We start from the raw sequence: 15,441 nt of genomic DNA on the forward strand, positions 1-15,441 counted from the left end.
CGTCGATATAGGCCGGAACCGGGCGGGGGCAATGCCGATGTCAGGCCAGCACCGCGCCGGGGTTCATGATCCCGAGCGGGTCGAGCGCGGCCTTGATCGCCCGCATGGCGGCCAGCCGCGCCGGGTCGCCCCAGCGGGCCAGATCGGCCACCTTCATCCGGCCGACGCCGTGTTCCGCCGAAAACGATCCGTTCCGGTCCACGACCATCTGGTGCACCGCCTCCTGGATCGGAGCGCGCAGGGCGTCATACGCGTCACGCGACTGCCCGGCGGGCGCGAAGACGTTGTAGTGCAGGTTGCCATCACCCAGATGGCCGAAGCAGTTGATCCGCAGGTCGCCCATCCGCGCCAGCATCGCGCCGGCATCGTCGATGAAGCCGGCGATCTCGGACAGGGGCAGGCTGATGTCGTGGCTGACGATCGCCCCGACCCGGCGATTGGCTTCGGGCAGATGTTCGCGCAGCGACCAGAACTCGGCGGCCTGCGTCCCCGATTGCGCCAACGCACCGTCGGTCACCAGCCCCGCCTCCATCGCCGCGGTCAGCAGGCCCTCGAGCGCCTGATCGGCCGGCAGATCGGCCGGCAGCGACAGTTCGATCAGCACCGACCACGCAACCCCAGGCAGCGGCTGGCGGATCTCGGGCAGGGTTTCGGCCAGAAACTGCAGCCCCTGCCCGCCGATCAGCTCGAACGCGGTCACGCCGCCGGCCAGCCGCCGATTGGCCAGGTTCAGCAGCGCCAGCGCCGCCGCCGGGTCGGGGACCGCCAGCATCGCCGTGGCGACCTGGGCCGGGCGCGGCACCAGGCGCAGCGACGCGGCGGTGATGATCCCCAGTGTTCCCTCGGCCCCGATCAGCAGATCGCGGATGTCGTAGCCGGTGTTGTCCTTGCGCAGCCGCTTGAGGTCCCGCATGACGCTGCCGTCGGGCAACACCGCCTCGATCCCCAGGCACAGCGCCCGGGCATTGCCCCAGCGCAGAACCGCGACGCCGCCGGCGTTGGCCGCGAGGATGCCGCCGATCTGGGCGGTGCCCTGGCTGGCCAGCGCCAGCGGGAACAGCCGGTCCTGCGCCTGCGCCGCGTCGCGGACTTGCTGCAGCGTGGCGCCGGCCTCGGCCACCATCACGTCCTCGTCCGGCCACAGGTCGCGGATCCGCGTCATCCGCTCCAGCGACAGGATCAGCGGGACCGGACCTTCGGGCAGCACCGCGCCCGCGACCAGCCCTGTGCCGCCCCCGCGCGCCACGATGCCCACCCGCGCCCGGGCGCAGGCCCGCACCACTTCGGCCACCTCGTCCACGGTGCGGGGCGCCGCCACCAGCCCCCCCTGCCCCCGATAGCGGCCGCGCGGATCGTCGAGATAGCGATCCTCCAGCGGGCGCAGGACATCCGGCGGCAGCAGCGCGGCCAAGGCGTCGTCGGCGGGGTTCAGCATCGTCTCCTCCTGCAACCGGGCCTGATCGGTTCACGCGGGCCGAAGCCCGCTGGTCAGCGCGCCTCGGTGCGGCCGCGCCGGTCGCTGCGCAGGATGGAATACAGCACGTGGTTGCGCCAGCGGCCATTGATCTGCAGATAGCTCTGGGCCACGCCCTCGTACTTGAAGCCGACCTTTTCCAGCACCCCGCGCGAGGCGGTGTTTTCCGGCAGGCAGGCGGCCTCGATGCGGCTGAGATCCAAGGACCCGAAGGCATGCGCCACCACGCCCGCGATGGCTTCGCGCATGTAGCCCTGCCGCGCGAACGGGGCGCCGATCCAGTAGCCCAGCGTCCCCATCTGCGCCGGTCCCCGGCGGATGTTGTCCAGGGTAATGGCGCCCAGCAGCACGCCGTCGTGACGGACCATGAACAGGGGCAGCGACGTCAGCTTGCGGCTGGCGCGATGCGCCCAGTAGACCCGGTTGGTGAAGGATCGCCGAGTCAGATGATCCTGGTGCCAGACCGGTTCCCATGGGGTCAGGAACACCCGGCTTTCAAGCCGCAGCGCCGTCCAGGCGCCGAAATCGCCATGGGCGGGCAGCCGCAGCACCATCCTGTCGGTGATCAGCCGAGGGGCGCTGCGGCGCCGGAACATCAGGCGGCAAGCCGTTCTGCCAGCCTGTCCAGCGTCGGCGCCTTGCGAACCGGACCATAAAGCGCCAGGGCCGGCCTCGCGGCGGCGATCGCGCGCACCGCATGGTCGCGCACGTCGGCGGCGGTGACCGCGTCGATGCTGGCCGCGACCTCGGCCGCGTCGGGCACCCGACCCCAGATCGCCAGCGCCCGGGCCATGCGTTCGGCCTGCGAGGACGGGCTTTCCAGCCCCATCAGCAGGCTGGCCTTCAACTGGGCGCGGGCGCGCGCGACCTCTGCCTCGGAGACGTCGTCGGCGGCGCGCCGGATCTCGTCGATGGTCAGATGTGCCAGATCGGCGATCTGGTCGGCCGACGTGCCGGCATAGATCGTCACCATACCGGTGTCGTCGTGAAAACCGGACTGCGCAAAGATCGTGTAGCAGAGGCCGCGTTCCTCGCGCAGGGTCTGGAACAGGCGCGACGACATGCCCCCGCCCAGCGTCGCGGTCCAGATCTGGGCCGGATAGAAATCGTCCGCCCGATAACCCGGCCCCTCGAAGGCGAGGGCGAAATGGGCCTGCTCAAGACGCTTGATGCGGCGCGATTCGGCCCCCTGCCAGCGGGCGGGTTCGCGCGTGCCGCCGATCACCGGCGACAGATGCCCGAAGATCTCGCCCGCCTGCGCGACAATGACGTCGTGATCGACCGAGCCGGCCGCCGACAGGATCATCTGCCCGGGTCCGTAATGTTCGGCCACGAAGCCGGCCAGATCGTCGCGCGAAAACCCCGACACCCGCTGCGCGGGGCCCAGGATGGTGCGGCCGATCGGCTGGTCCGGGTAGGCCGCCTCCTGCAGCCAGTCGAAGATCACGTCGTCGGGGGTGTCCAGCGACTGGCCGATTTCCTGCAGGATCACGCCGCGCTCGACCTCGATCTCGCGCGGATCGAAGGCGGGGTTCAGGACGATGTCGCCGATCACGTCCATGGCCAGCGGCACGTCCGCGGCCAGCACCCGGGCATAATAGGCGGTCACGTCGCGGGATGTATAGGCGTTGATGTAGCCGCCCACATCCTCGATCGTCTCGGCGATCTGCAGGGCGGTGCGCCGCGCCGTGCCCTTGAAGGCCATGTGTTCGAGGAAATGCGCGATCCCGTTCTGGTCGGGGCGTTCGTCGCGCCCTCCGGCACCGACCCAGACGCCGACGCTGGCGGAATGCAGGCCGGGCATGGTGCGGGTGACGATGCGCAGCCCGTTCGAAAGGGTGGTGATCTGGACGTCGCTCAAGCTGTTCTCCGTTCGAGAATCAGCGACTTAAGCGCATCCTTGTCGTTTTCAACCCGGCTGACCCGTTCCGGCAGATCGAACAGCCGGCCCATGTGCGGCGGCAGCGCCGGGCGCAGGCCGATCGCCTGTTCGACCGCATCGGGAAACTTGGCCGGGTGGGCGGTCGCCAGCGTGACCATCGGCGTGCCGGGCCGCAGGTGACGGCTCGCCACCTCGATGCCCACGGCGGTATGGGGGCAGACGATCTGTTCGGTTGCGGCGCGCACCCGGGCGATGGTGGCGATGGTCTCGGGTTCCGACACGCTGCCCGAGTCGTAGAGTTCGCGCAGATGCTGCAGCGCCCCCTGGCTGATCCGGAAGCCGCCGGATTTCAGCTCCTCCATCAACTGGGCCACGGCGCCGGCGTCCCCGTCATGCGCGTAGAACAGCGCGCGCTCGAAATTCGAGCTGACCTGGATGTCCATCGAGGGCGAGATCGAGGGTTCGACCCGGCCCACGCGGTAGTCTCCGGTGGTCAGGGCGCGGTCCAGGATGTCGTTCTGGTTGGTCGCGATCACCAGCCGGTCGATCGGAAGCCCCATCTGCCGCGCGATCGTGCCCGCGAAGATGTCGCCGAAATTGCCGGTCGGCACGGTGAAGCTGACCGCGCGATGCGGCGCCCCGAGCGAAACCGCCGCGGTGAAGTAATAGACAACCTGGGCCAGCACGCGGGCCCAATTGATGCTGTTCACCCCGGCGAGCCCCGTCGCGTCGCGGAACGCGTGGTCGTTGAACAGGTCCTTCAACCGTGCCTGCGCGTCATCGAAGGTCCCGTCGATCGCCAGCGCGTGGACATTCGCCTCGTCCGGGGTGGTCATCTGCCGGCGCTGCACCTCGCTGACCCGGCCATGCGGATACAGGATGAACACATCGACATTGGGCAGGCCGCGAAACGCCTCGATCGCCGCGCTGCCGGTATCGCCGGAGGTCGCGCCGACGATCGTGATCCGCCGGCCCTCGCGCGACAGCGCGATCTGGAACAGCTGGCCGATCAGCTGCATCGCGAAGTCCTTGAACGCCAGCGTCGGGCCGTGGAACAGTTCCAGCAGGAAATGACCCGGACCAAGCTGCACCAGCGGTGCACGCGCCGCATGGCGGAAGCCCTGATAGGCGCGACGGATTGCGTCGCGCAGTTCCGTTTCCGAAAAGCTTTCGGCGACGAAGGGCTGCATGACCCGGTACGCGGCTTCCTCGTAGGGCACGCCTTCCAGCCCGGCAATGTCGTCCGGCGTCATCTGCGGCACCAAATGGGGGACGTACAGCCCCCCGTCCCGGGCCAGTCCCGTCATCATCGCCTCGGCAAAAGGGAGGATCGGGGCAGTCCCGCGGGTCGAGATGTAGTTCATGCAAATTCCTGAAGCTGGCAGCAGGTCAGAACCGGCGCTGCCTGATACGCCAGATCAGCGCCCCTGTCATCCCCGCCCATGTTGCCGCCAGCAGGAACCACTGGACGGCATAGGACAGGTGACTGTTGGGAATTCCGGTGATCGACACGGGGATAGGGGTCACGCCCTGCGCATCGCCGCCGACCGCGCTCGCGACGATCAGCACCGGCTCGGTATCCAGCTGCGCGGCCATCGCCGGCACGTCGCGGGCGAACCAGATCCCTTCGTCAAGGTTGGGGGCCGGGGTCGCGCTGCCCAGTTCGTCGGGCCAGTGCAGGTTGCCATTGACCCGCATACGGGTCGCGGGCCTGGGGTCGTGCCGCGCATCCTGGGGCACGAAGCCGCGATCGATCATCACCCGCCGGCCGTCATCGGTCACGAAGCCCGAGATGACGTTGTACCCGCCGCCCCGCTCGCGCGTGCCCGACAGCACCAAGATCTCGGCGCCGGTCGTCGTGCCGGTGACCGTGATAGCCTGGTACTTCATCGTGGGGTCGACCGTCGCCGGCAGCGCCACCGGCGCGGCGGCGATGCCCTCGGCGATCTCGGCCAGCACCGCCTGCTTCCACTCATGGCGCTGCAGCTGCCAGAACCCGAGGCTCATCAGGATGGCGGTGCCGACGATGCCGAGGATCAGGGGGGCGATGATCCGGCGCATCAGGTCGTCGCCCCGTGGGTCGTGGGCACCCTTGCCGGTGCATCGGAGGGGCTGCTGGAACTGCTCACGGGGCTGCACCGAAACGAAAATGCGCGCGGGCCGCAACCCGCGCGCGCCACAGACGAGAAGGGTCGGATCAACGGCCCCAGATATATATCGCGGCAAACAGGAACAGCCACACCACGTCGACGAAGTGCCAGTACCAGGCGGCCGCCTCGAACCCGATGTGATTGTCCTGAGTCATCTGCCCGCGGCTCATCCGCAGCATCACCACGAACAGGAAGATCGTGCCGATGATCACGTGGAACCCGTGGAACCCGGTCGCCATGAAGAACACGCCGCCATAGACCGTGTCGGACAGCCCGAACGCCGCGTGGCTGTATTCGTAGGCCTGCAGGATGGTGAAGGCGACGCCAAGGATCACCGCCACGATCAGCCCGTTGATGGCCGTGCGGCGGTCGTTCTCGTGCACGAAGGCGTGGTGGGCCCAGGTCACCGCGACGCCCGACAACAGCAGGATCAGCGTGTTTATCAGCGGCAGGTGCCACGGGTCGAAGGTCTCGATCCCCTCGGGCGGCCAGATCCCGTCCTTGATCGGGCTCATCTCGCCCATCGGGTACATGGCATGCTTGAAGAAGGCCCAGAACCAGGCGGCAAAGAACATCACTTCGGAGATGATGAACAGGATCACGCCATATTGCAGGCCGATCCGCACCACGGGCGTGTGGTCGCCGGTGTTGCCCTCGTGGGTGACGTCGCTCCACCAGCCATACATGGTGTACAGCACCACCAGCAGGCCCAGCGCGAACTGCCACCAGACCGGCAGGCCGCCGATCAGGGTCTCGCCCTTCATCCAGAACACGCCACCGGTGAGCATGACAAAGGCGCCGATCGCCCCGATGAACGGCCACAGCGACGGTGTGAGGATGTGGTAATCGTGGTTTTTCGCGTGCGCCATGCGCGGGCTCCCTGCTGTGGTCGGTGGTTTCAGTTCACGGCCCTGGCGGGCGTCGCGGCAACCTGCGGCGCGCTGGCCGAGCGCTGCTCCGGCTGGTCCTGCCGGTAGAAGGTGTAGGACAAGGTGATGTCGCGGATCGTCTTGGCATCGCGGTCGTCGACGATCTCGGGGTTGACGAAGAACGTCACCGGCATCTCGATCCGCTCACCCGGCTGCAGGGTCTGCTCGGTGAAACAGAAGCATTCGATCTTGTCGAAGAAATAGCCGGCCGCGTCGGGCGACACGTTGTAGGTCGCGGTGCCGGTGATCGCCTCGTCGGAGATGTTGACCGCCTCGTAATAGGCGAGCCCGGTCTCGCCGATGCGCAGGGTCATGTCGGCCTGCATCGGGCGGAACGTCCAGCCCATGTCCGGCATGACATTGGCGTCGAACCGCACCCGGACGGTTTCGTCCAGCACCTGGTCAGGGGCCCGTTCCGCGACGCTGGGTGTGCCGGCAAAGCCGGTGACCTGGCAGAACCAGGAATAGAATGGCACGGCAGCCCAGGACAACGCGCCCATCACGACGACCACCCCGACCAGACGGGTAAGAAGACGGGTGTTCGGGTTCACGGTCGCTCCTCCATCGTTGCCGCAGCGGGGGTGCCGGGCGCGGCAACCGGGGCCGCAGGCGGGTCTGCGAGCGGTGCGGCAGGGTCCAGCGGCAGGTCCGAGGTGCGTGGCTGGTGGTCATACCCCTCGATGATGCCGCCGTTCTTGATCTTGACGACCGACAGGCCGAACACCAGCGCGACGAACGCGATCAGCACCAGCCCCAGCCCCATGTTCCGGCCGCGACGCCGACGATGGATCTCGTGTTCGACCTGCAGCGCCATCACCAGCCCCCCATGCCATGCTGCACCAGCAGTGCCGCGAAATGCAGGAAGGTGTAGTACAGCGACAGCTTGAAGAACGCGCGTTCGACCGCATAGGCGTCGGCTGCCGCCTGCTCTTCGTCACGGCGCAGGATGCGCCAGCCGCCCAGGATGAACAGGCCGTTCAGGACCAGCGAGACGGCCAGATAGAACGGCCCGCCGACCGATGTGAACCCGAGCGCAAGCGCAAATGGCGCAAGCACCAGCGTATAGCCGAAGATGTGGCGTCGCGTGACCTGTCGCCCGTGGGTCACCGTCAGCATCGGGACGCCGGCGTCGGAATAGTCGTTCTTCATGAACAGGGCGAGGGCCCAGAAATGCGGGGGCGTCCAGAAAAAGATCAACGCGAACATCAGCAGCGATTCGACGGCTATCCCGCCGGTCGCGCAGGCCCAGCCGATCATCGGCGGGAACGCACCGGCCGCCCCGCCGATCACGATGTTCTGCGGCGTCCAGCGCTTCAGCCAGATCGTGTAGACCACGGCATAGAAAAAGATCGTGAACGCCAGGAACGCCGCGGCGAACCAGTTCGCCGCCAGGCCCAGCATCATCACCGACAGGCCCGACAGGAACAGGCCCAGGCCCAGCGCCTCGTCGCCGCTGATCCGACCCGAGGGAATCGGCCGGCGCGCGGTCCGACGCATCACTGCGTCGATGTCGGCGTCGTACCACATGTTCAGCGCGCCAGACGCGCCGCCCCCCAGCGCGATGAACAGCACCGCGCAAAACGCGATGAACGGGTTCGTCTCGACCGGTGCGATCCACAGCCCGACGAATGCCGTAAACACGACCAGCGACATCACCCGCGGCTTCAGCAGCGCGACATAGTCGCCGAACGCCGGCTCGGCCTGCCCCTCGTATGCGCGGATGTCGGTCACGTCGCGTGGTCCCCCGGATCAGTCTGCGGACGCCAGCCGAATGTTCTCGGACGGCAGGACGTCGGATGCATCGGCGGCAAAGGTCGTCTGCGCCTCGGCCAGCCACGCGTCATACTTGTCCTGGCTGACCGCCTTGACCGTGATCGGCATGTAGCTGTGGTTGATGCCGCAGAGTTCGGAGCACTGGCCGAAATAGACCCCCTCCTGATCGACCTGGAACCAGGCCTGCGCGATCCGTCCCGGCACGGCGTCCTGCTTGATCGCGAAGGCGGGCATCGCCCAGGAATGGATCACGTCGGTGGCGGTGATCTGCATCAGGACCTTCTTGCCCACCGGAACAACCACGGCGGTGTCGGTCGCCAGCAGATAATCGGCCTCGTCATAGCCGTATTCGGCGAGGGCATCCTGTTCCAGCATCAGGGAGTCGAAGGCGATCGCATCGTTGGGGTATTCATAGGACCAGTACCACTGGTGCCCGACCGCCTTGATCACCACGTCCGGATCGTTCGGCATCTCCTGCGAGCGGAACAGCACCGGGAGCGAATACGCCCCGATCACGATCAAGATCAGGACCGGCACAAGCGTCCACGCGATTTCGACCGGGGTGTTGTGGGTGAACCGTGCGGGCACTGGGTTGAAGCGCTGGTTGAACCGCACGATGGACCAGATCAGCAGGGCACAGACCAGCAGCGTGATCGCGCTGATGATGTAGAGCACCATCAGGTCGAGCGACTGCTGTTCGACGGCGATCGAGGTGACCGCGGGTTGGAACCCGGTGGCGCCGTTGACGGGGCGTCCGATCACCGGCAGTTCGCCCAGGTTGTCCTGTGCCGCCGCCCGGAACGTCCATCCCGCCGCGATCATCGCACCAACTGCCGCACCGCCGCGCATAGCCCATCCTGCCATTGTCTGTCCCCGTATCCTGTCGTCCCTGGCCGCGTGGCGATCGCCGACCCAGCGAAACTCATCGCCTTCCGAAACCACATACGGTGGCGCTGAACAAGCCAAACCTATCGACATCGGCGCCGAAAACCCATACCCGTCTGCCGCGATGAGCGACGCATTCTCTCCCTTCGAGCAGCTGATCGATCCGGACCGGGCGCTGGCCGTCCTGCGCGCCGCGACCGACGGCGCGGATGACGGCGAGCTGTTCGTCGAACGCAATCGGTCCGAGTCGCTGGTCTTGGACGATCGCCGCCTGCGCAACGCCAGCTATGATGTCGCTCAGGGGTTTGGCCTGCGCGCCGTGCGTGGACCGGTGACAGGCTACGCCCATTCCAGCCGGATCACGCTCGAATCCCTGCGCGACGCTGCGGACACCGCGCGGCTGGCGGTGGGAAATGGCGGCGGCACCCTGGCCGATGCGCCGGCCGGCCCGGACCGGGCGCTCTATACCGGCGAGGATCCTGTCGAGGGGGTGTCCTTTGCCCGACGTGTGGCCGCCCTGCGTGAAATTGACGCATACGCCCGCGACCTCGATCCGCGCGTGGTGCAGGTGACCGCGGCGCTGGCGTCCTCCCTACAGGAAATTGCGATCCTGCGGCCCGAGGGCGGGGTCGTCACCGACATTCGCCCGATGTCGCGGCTGAACGTGTCCGTGATCGTTGAATCGAATGCCCGGCGCGAAAGCGGCGGCACCGGCGGCGGCGGCCGGTTCGGGCTGTCGGCGCTGATCGATCCCGACCACTGGCAGGCGGAGGTGCGCGAAGCGCTCCGCATCGCGCTGGTCAACCTGCGTGCGGTTCCCGCCCCCGCAGGGGTAATGGATGTCGTCCTGGGGCCCGGCTGGCCGGGCATCCTGCTGCACGAGGCCGTAGGTCACGGGCTGGAGGGTGATTTCAACCGCAAGGGATCCTCGGCCTTTGCCGGACTGATCGGACAGAGGGTCGCCGCGCCGGGTGTCACGGTTGTCGACGACGGCACCATTCCCGACCGCCGGGGTTCGATCAGTGTCGATGACGAAGGCACCCCTCCGGGCCGGAACGTCCTGATCGAGGACGGCGTCCTGGTCGGTTACCTTCAGGACCGTCAGAACGCGCGGCTGATGGGCGTTGCGCCGACCGGCAACGGGCGGCGCGAGAGCTACGCCCACCAGCCGATGCCACGCATGACCAACACCTTCATGCTGGACGGGACCGCTGATCCCGCAACCGTCCTGTCCGGGCTGGATGACGGAATCTACGCGGTGGGGTTCGGCGGCGGACAGGTGGACATCACGAACGGCAAGTTCGTGTTTTCCTGCACCGAGGCCTATCGGGTGAGCAACGGCCAGGTGGGCGACCCGATTCGCGGCGCCACCCTGATCGGTGACGGGGCGACGGCGCTGCAGCACGTGCGGGCGATCGGCAACGACCTCGCGCTCGATCCCGGCATCGGCAATTGCGGCAAGCAGGGCCAGTGGGTGCCGGTGGGGGTCGGGCTGCCCACGCTGCATATCGGCGGGCTGACGGTCGGCGGCTCGGCCGCCTGATCTTCCACTTCTTCGCCCGCAGCTAACCGCCCGTTAACCGTTTCAGGTGCACAACGGACATGCGGATGAGGCAGAGCAGGTGATGAGGACCGGATCCTTGGATTCCGATACCCCCCCCATTCCCCCCACCTCGGAAGAAGACGACCTGTCCTTTCTCTGTCTCATCCGTTCCCGCCGGGTCGGCCCGGCCACGTTTCATCGCCTGCTCGCCCAGCATGGCAGCATCGCCGCGGCGCTGGACGCACTGCCCGGCATTGCCGCCGCAGCCGGTCTGACCGGGTATGCCCCCTGCCCGCCCGCCCAGGCCACCGCCGAACTGCGCGCGGGCCGTCGTGCCGGTGCACGGCTGATCCGGTGCGACGATCCCGCCTATCCCGCCCTGCTCCGCGGTATCGACGACGCACCTCCGGTGCTGTGGCTGCGCGGCGATCCCGCAGCGCTGGCAAGGCCGGCGCTGGCCCTGATCGGGGCGCGGAATGCGTCATCCCTGGGGCTGCGCATGGCGCGCGGCATGGCCCGGGCACTGGGCGAGGCCGGGCAGATCGTGGTGGCGGGGCTTGCTCGCGGGATCGACACGGCGGCGCACGAGGCCGCCTGCCCGACCGGCACCATCGCCGTCATGGCGGGCGGGATCGACGTGATCTATCCCGCCGAGAATGCGGCACTGGCCGATCGCATCGGCGAATCGGGGGCGCTGCTGTCCGAGCAGCCGCCGGGGGTGGCGCCGGTTGCCCGGCACTTCCCGCTGCGCAACCGCATCATCTCGGGGCTGTCGCGGGCGGTCGTCGTGGTCGAGGCGGCGCAGAAATCCGGCAGCCTGATCACCGCGCGCCAGGCGCTCGACCAGGGACGAGAGGTGATGGCGGTGCCGGGGCACCCGATGGATGCCCGCGCATCAGGGTGCAACGCGTTGATCCGCGACGGCGCGATCCTGGTGCGCAACGCCGAGGATGTCCTGGCCGCGCTGTTGGAGAGCGGTTACGAGTTGCCGTCCTTCGCCAAGAGCGAAGGCTCGAGCGGGAAAAAGGCCGTCGCTCGTGGGGCAAGGTCGGCGCTGAACAGCGGGGTTGACGCTGAGGTGCGCGCACAAGAGGAGTCAGGGTCTCAGGCGAACACCTCATCTGCACCGGCGAAGGGCACCGCTCCGGACGCCGCCGCCGGGCTGGAACAAAGGATCCTCACGCTGCTGGGCCCAAGCCCGACCGACGAGAACATGCTGATCCGCGATCTCGGTGTCACGGCAGCGGCGATGGGCGCGGCCGTACTGAACCTGGAACTCGCCGGGCGTGTCGCCCGGCTGCCCGGCGGCAGGGTCGCGCTGGCCTGAGGCCCGCGTGACCGGCCCAGCGGACCGCCGGATGAGTCAGTGTCGAACGGCCCAGCTTAGATGAGGACCCGCATCACCGCCCGCGCGCTCCGAACTGCAGGCCGGTTCGCCGGATTGCCTGCCAGCGCTGGTCAAAGCGCCATTTCGTGCCGACCCGCCAGATCGGTGAAGAACTGCCACGCGACGCGGCCCGACCGCGCGCCGCGGGTCGCCTGCCACTCGATCGCCTCGGCGCGCAGGGTCGCCGCATCGACCTGCAGCCCGTAGGCCGCGCAATACCCGTCGATCATCGCCAGGAACTCGTCCTGGTCGCAGGGGTGGAACCCAAGCCACAGGCCGAAACGGTCCGACAGCGACACCTTTTCCTCGATCGCCTCGCCGGGGTTGATCGCGCTCGCGCGTTCATTGTCGATCATCTCGCGCGGCATCAGGTGCCGGCGGTTCGAGGTGGCATACAGGATGACGTTCGGGGGGCGCCCCGCGATGCCGCCGTCCAGCACCGCCTTGAGTGACTTGTACTGGGTATCGTCGTGGCTGAAGGACAGGTCGTCGGCGAACAGCACGAACCGCCGGTCCGACCGCCCCAGGATCGCCAGCAGCCGCCCGACCGAATCCAGGTCCTCACGCGCGATCTCGACCAGCACCAGGGGCAGGTCGCGGGCGACCGCCTCGGCATGCACGGCCTTGACCAGCGACGACTTTCCCATCCCCCGGGCGCCCCATAGCAGGGCGTTGTTGGCCGCATGACCGCGCGCGAACTGCAAGGTGTTGGTCAGCAGCGTGTCACGGGCGCGATCAATTCCCACCAAGGCCGACAGGGGCACCCGCGCGACCCGCTCCACCGGCTGCAGTCGGTCGCGGTCGGGCTGCCAGACATAGGCGTCGGCTTCGGCGAAGGTCGGCGCCGGCACCGGTGGGGGTGCCAGCCGTTCCAGTGCCGCGGCGATGCGCGACAGCGGTTCGGCCGCCAGTTCAGTCATCGATCCACAGCCCTTCGGCGCGCAACCGCGCTTCGCGCTTGCGCTCGATCCGGCGCACCAGCTGAATCGACACCTCGTAGAGACCGTAGATCACCGCGAACAGCACGATCTGGCTGACAATGTCCGGGGGCGTGACCAGCGCCGCCATCAGCAGGATCACCACGATCGCGTAACGCCGGACCGAGGCCAGCCCCTCGGACGACACCAGCCCGGCCCGGCCCAGCAGCGTCAGTGCCACCGGCAACTGGAAGGACAGCCCGAAGGCCAGGATGAACTTGGTGGTCAGCGACAGGTATTCGCTGACCGAGCCCTGGAACACGATCCCGGCCAGTGGCGGCCCCGGTTCGGGAGCCACGGCCGGATCGTCCGGCAGGTCCAGCGGCCCCTGCTGGAAGCCCAGAAAGAAGTCATAGGCCATCGGCAGGATGACGTAATAGGCGAAGGCCGCGCCCAGCAGGAACATCACCGGCGAGGCGATCAGGAACGGCAGGAAGGCCGCCTTTTCGGACCGGTACAGACCCGGCGCGATGAACCGCCACATCTGATAGGCGATGATCGGAAAGGCCAGCATGAAGCCGCCCAGGAACGAGATCTGGATCGCGACGAAGAACCCTTCCTGCAGCTTCAGCAGGATCAGGCCGCAATCCTGATCGCGGGTCTCGAGTGCATGACAGATGGGCTGGGTCAGGAAATTGTAGATCGGGTTCCAGACCGTGTAGCTGATCACCATCGCGACGATGAACGCCAGCACCGACCAGATCAGCCGCGTTCGCAGCTCCCGCAGATGTTCGATCAGAGGCGCCGAACTGTCGTCGATCTCGTTCTTGCCAGGTGCGGTCACTCAGAGGTCTCTCGGTTCGGAACGGCGGACCGCGTGCAGACGGCGGCGCCCGGATTCGGCGGCGACGTCGGCGGTGTCATTCGTGGCGGCACCCGGGGCCTGCCCGTCGTCTTCGGTCGTGGCTGCCGGGCCGGGATTCCGTGTTGCAGCCAAGGCGGATGCCGGGGCGATCGCGGGCGCAGCGGCGTCGGGCACCGAAGGATCGGCGGGGTCGGGCTGCAGCCCTGCCTCGCGTCGCGGCATCTTCGGCTCCCACTTCTCGAACCGCTCGGCGGCGCGATCCAGCGCATCCAGTCCCAGCGCCTTCTTGGAGGTCATCGCCTTGACATCGCGCAGCGAGTTCGCCGCGTCGTCGATCCCGCTGCTGCGCGCGGCGTCGTCCATGGCGGCACTGAATTCACGCGCCATGCCTCGCGCCCGTGCCGTGATCCGGCCAAGGGCGCGGAACATGCGCGGCAGATCCTCGGGGCCGATCACGATCAGCGCCACGATTCCGATCAGCAGCAGCTCGCTCCACCCGATGTCGAGCATGACAGGCGGCGGCTCAGCTGCGCGGCGTGGTGTCGTCGCGCGGGCTAACGTCCCGCAGCGCGGCATCGGCGCGCACCCGGGCCCGATCGGCCGCAGCCTGCACGTCGTCCGCAGTCCGGTCCAGCGAACGATCGCTGGTGATCCGGGCGTCCGGTGCGGCACCCGGCTCGGCGGCGCTGCGCTCGATCTCGTCAGACCCGTCCTTCACCCCCTGCTTGAAGGCGGTGATCCCCTTGCCTACTTCGCCCATCAGGGATGAGACCTTGCCGCGGCCGAACAGGACCAGCAAAACAACGGCGATCAGCAACAGACCGGGAAGTCCGATGTTGTTCAGCATCACAAGCTCCTCTGCGGGCCGAAAGCGGCCCTCCAACGGGCCTTATCTATGCGTGTCGCGCCCGTTTGCAAAGGGCAGAGCGGGTGGCATGTGGCGCCTTGTCGCCGGGGCTTTCGCCGGTCGCGCGCAGCTGCGGATGCGCGACCCCGGGCAACGCTGCGGCATCGCGGCGACCTGGATCAGTTCCGCCGGCAGGGCGTCCGATGATCGGCGATGATTTCGGCAGGTTGGCCTATCTGGTGCTGTTGCTGGTCGCGATCGGGTCGTTCCTGATCGTCGATTTCCGGCATCGGCCCGGGCAGACCACCCGCCATGCGCTCGCCTGGGGGCTGATCTTTATTGCGGTTGTCGCTGCAGCCGGGCTGTGGGGGGATGTCCGGGACCGGATCGCGCCCCGCCAGCAGATGCTTGGCACCGGACGCATCGAGGTACCGGTCAGCCGCGACGGGCATTTCCACCTGACCGCCCATCTCAATGATGTTCCGGTGCGCTTCGTCGTGGACACCGGCGCCTCGGCGGTCGCGCTGCGGCAGAAGGACGCGGAGCGGGTCGGCATCGCGCTCGACGACCTGGCCTTTGCCGGGGTCGCCCAGACCGCCAACGGGGTGGTCGAGACGGCGTCGGTCGTAATCGACCGCTTCAGCATCGGCGACATCTCTGACGAACGGGTGCCGGCCATCGTGCTGCGCGGGGAACTCGATCGGTCGCTGCTGGGGATGAGCTATCTGCGTCGCTTCGCCCGCGTCGGGTTCGAGGGTGACCGCATGATCCTGGAGCGCTGAGTCCCAC

General features: G+C 68.0%; 16 protein-coding genes and 1 pseudogene. 3 read left to right on the forward strand and 14 right to left on the reverse strand.

The genetic code is table 11. The features are described from left to right. Nucleotides 1-40 precede the first annotated feature (40 nt). The 10 genes from Q0938_RS03470 to coxB all read right to left on the reverse strand — a co-directional run bounded on the left by Q0938_RS03470 (nt 41) and on the right by coxB (nt 9,030). Nucleotides 41-1,435: an FAD-binding oxidoreductase gene (locus tag Q0938_RS03470; RefSeq protein WP_299359154.1), complete on the reverse strand. Its 1,395-nt coding sequence runs from the start codon at nt 1,433-1,435 to the stop codon at nt 41-43. Between the two features lie 53 nt (nt 1,436-1,488). Continuing rightward, nucleotides 1,489-2,070, reverse strand: a complete 582-nt coding sequence (locus Q0938_RS03475) for a GNAT family protein (protein WP_299359156.1) — start codon at nt 2,068-2,070, stop codon at nt 1,489-1,491. Then, nucleotides 2,070-3,335, reverse strand: a complete 1,266-nt coding sequence (locus Q0938_RS03480) for a pitrilysin family protein (protein WP_299359158.1) — start codon at nt 3,333-3,335, stop codon at nt 2,070-2,072. Before Q0938_RS03480 ends, Q0938_RS03475 begins: the two co-directional genes overlap by 1 nt. After that, entirely contained in the window at nt 3,332-4,720 is a 1,389-nt protein-coding gene (thrC, locus tag Q0938_RS03485; protein ID WP_299359160.1) for a threonine synthase, read from the reverse strand. Before thrC ends, Q0938_RS03480 begins: the two co-directional genes overlap by 4 nt. Nucleotides 4,721-4,745: 25 nt before the next feature. Next, entirely contained in the window at nt 4,746-5,417 is a 672-nt protein-coding gene (locus Q0938_RS03490; RefSeq protein ID WP_299359162.1) for an SURF1 family protein, read from the reverse strand. 136 nt (nt 5,418-5,553) lie between these two features. Continuing rightward, nucleotides 5,554-6,375: a cytochrome c oxidase subunit 3 gene (locus Q0938_RS03495; RefSeq protein WP_299359164.1), complete on the reverse strand. Its 822-nt coding sequence runs from the start codon at nt 6,373-6,375 to the stop codon at nt 5,554-5,556. Between the two features lie 29 nt (nt 6,376-6,404). Further along, the gene (locus Q0938_RS03500) at nt 6,405-6,986 is read right to left on the reverse strand and encodes a cytochrome c oxidase assembly protein (RefSeq protein ID WP_299359166.1); all 582 of its coding nucleotides are present in this window, start codon (nt 6,984-6,986) and stop codon (nt 6,405-6,407) included. Continuing rightward, the gene (locus Q0938_RS03505) at nt 6,983-7,249 is read right to left on the reverse strand and encodes a hypothetical protein (RefSeq protein WP_299359168.1); all 267 of its coding nucleotides are present in this window, start codon (nt 7,247-7,249) and stop codon (nt 6,983-6,985) included. Before Q0938_RS03505 ends, Q0938_RS03500 begins: the two co-directional genes overlap by 4 nt. Then, on the reverse strand, nt 7,249-8,166 hold the full coding sequence (cyoE, locus tag Q0938_RS03510) for a heme o synthase (protein WP_299359172.1): 918 nt from the start codon (nt 8,164-8,166) through the stop codon (nt 7,249-7,251). The genes Q0938_RS03505 and cyoE overlap by 1 nt, the downstream gene beginning before the upstream one ends. A gap of 18 nt (nt 8,167-8,184) precedes the next feature. Beyond that, nucleotides 8,185-9,030, reverse strand: a complete 846-nt coding sequence (coxB, locus tag Q0938_RS03515; protein ID WP_299359603.1) for a cytochrome c oxidase subunit II — start codon at nt 9,028-9,030, stop codon at nt 8,185-8,187. 187 nt (nt 9,031-9,217) lie between these two features. On the opposite strand from coxB, the gene tldD reads away from it, so the two are divergent. Then, on the forward strand, nt 9,218-10,636 hold the full coding sequence (tldD, locus tag Q0938_RS03520) for a metalloprotease TldD (RefSeq protein WP_299359174.1): 1,419 nt from the start codon (nt 9,218-9,220) through the stop codon (nt 10,634-10,636). A gap of 82 nt (nt 10,637-10,718) precedes the next feature. Continuing rightward, complete coding sequence (dprA, locus tag Q0938_RS03525; protein WP_299359176.1) at nt 10,719-11,963, forward strand: DNA-processing protein DprA; 1,245 nt, start codon at nt 10,719-10,721, stop codon at nt 11,961-11,963. A gap of 131 nt (nt 11,964-12,094) precedes the next feature. On the opposite strand, the gene Q0938_RS03530 is transcribed toward dprA, so the two are convergent. The 4 genes and pseudogenes from Q0938_RS03530 to Q0938_RS19355 form a co-directional block, all read right to left on the reverse strand. Further along, nucleotides 12,095-12,943, reverse strand: coding sequence for an ATP-binding protein (locus tag Q0938_RS03530; protein WP_299359178.1), 849 nt, complete (start codon nt 12,941-12,943; stop codon nt 12,095-12,097). Beyond that, complete coding sequence (gene tatC, locus Q0938_RS03535) at nt 12,936-13,784, reverse strand: twin-arginine translocase subunit TatC (RefSeq protein ID WP_299359180.1); 849 nt, start codon at nt 13,782-13,784, stop codon at nt 12,936-12,938. Before tatC ends, Q0938_RS03530 begins: the two co-directional genes overlap by 8 nt. After that, nucleotides 13,785-14,315, reverse strand: a complete 531-nt coding sequence (tatB, locus tag Q0938_RS03540; protein ID WP_299359182.1) for a Sec-independent protein translocase protein TatB — start codon at nt 14,313-14,315, stop codon at nt 13,785-13,787. Nucleotides 14,316-14,493: 178 nt separating this feature from the next. Next, a pseudogene (locus Q0938_RS19355) lies at nt 14,494-14,652 on the reverse strand (twin-arginine translocase TatA/TatE family subunit); the annotation flags it as partial. A 203-nt stretch (nt 14,653-14,855) separates the two neighbouring features. On the opposite strand from Q0938_RS19355, the gene Q0938_RS03550 reads away from it, so the two are divergent. Continuing rightward, entirely contained in the window at nt 14,856-15,434 is a 579-nt protein-coding gene (locus Q0938_RS03550) for a TIGR02281 family clan AA aspartic protease (protein WP_299359186.1), read from the forward strand. Nucleotides 15,435-15,441: the final 7 nt, after the last annotated feature.

The organism is uncultured Paracoccus sp. (assembly GCF_947496875.1).
Lineage (GTDB): Bacteria > Pseudomonadota > Alphaproteobacteria > Rhodobacterales > Rhodobacteraceae > Paracoccus.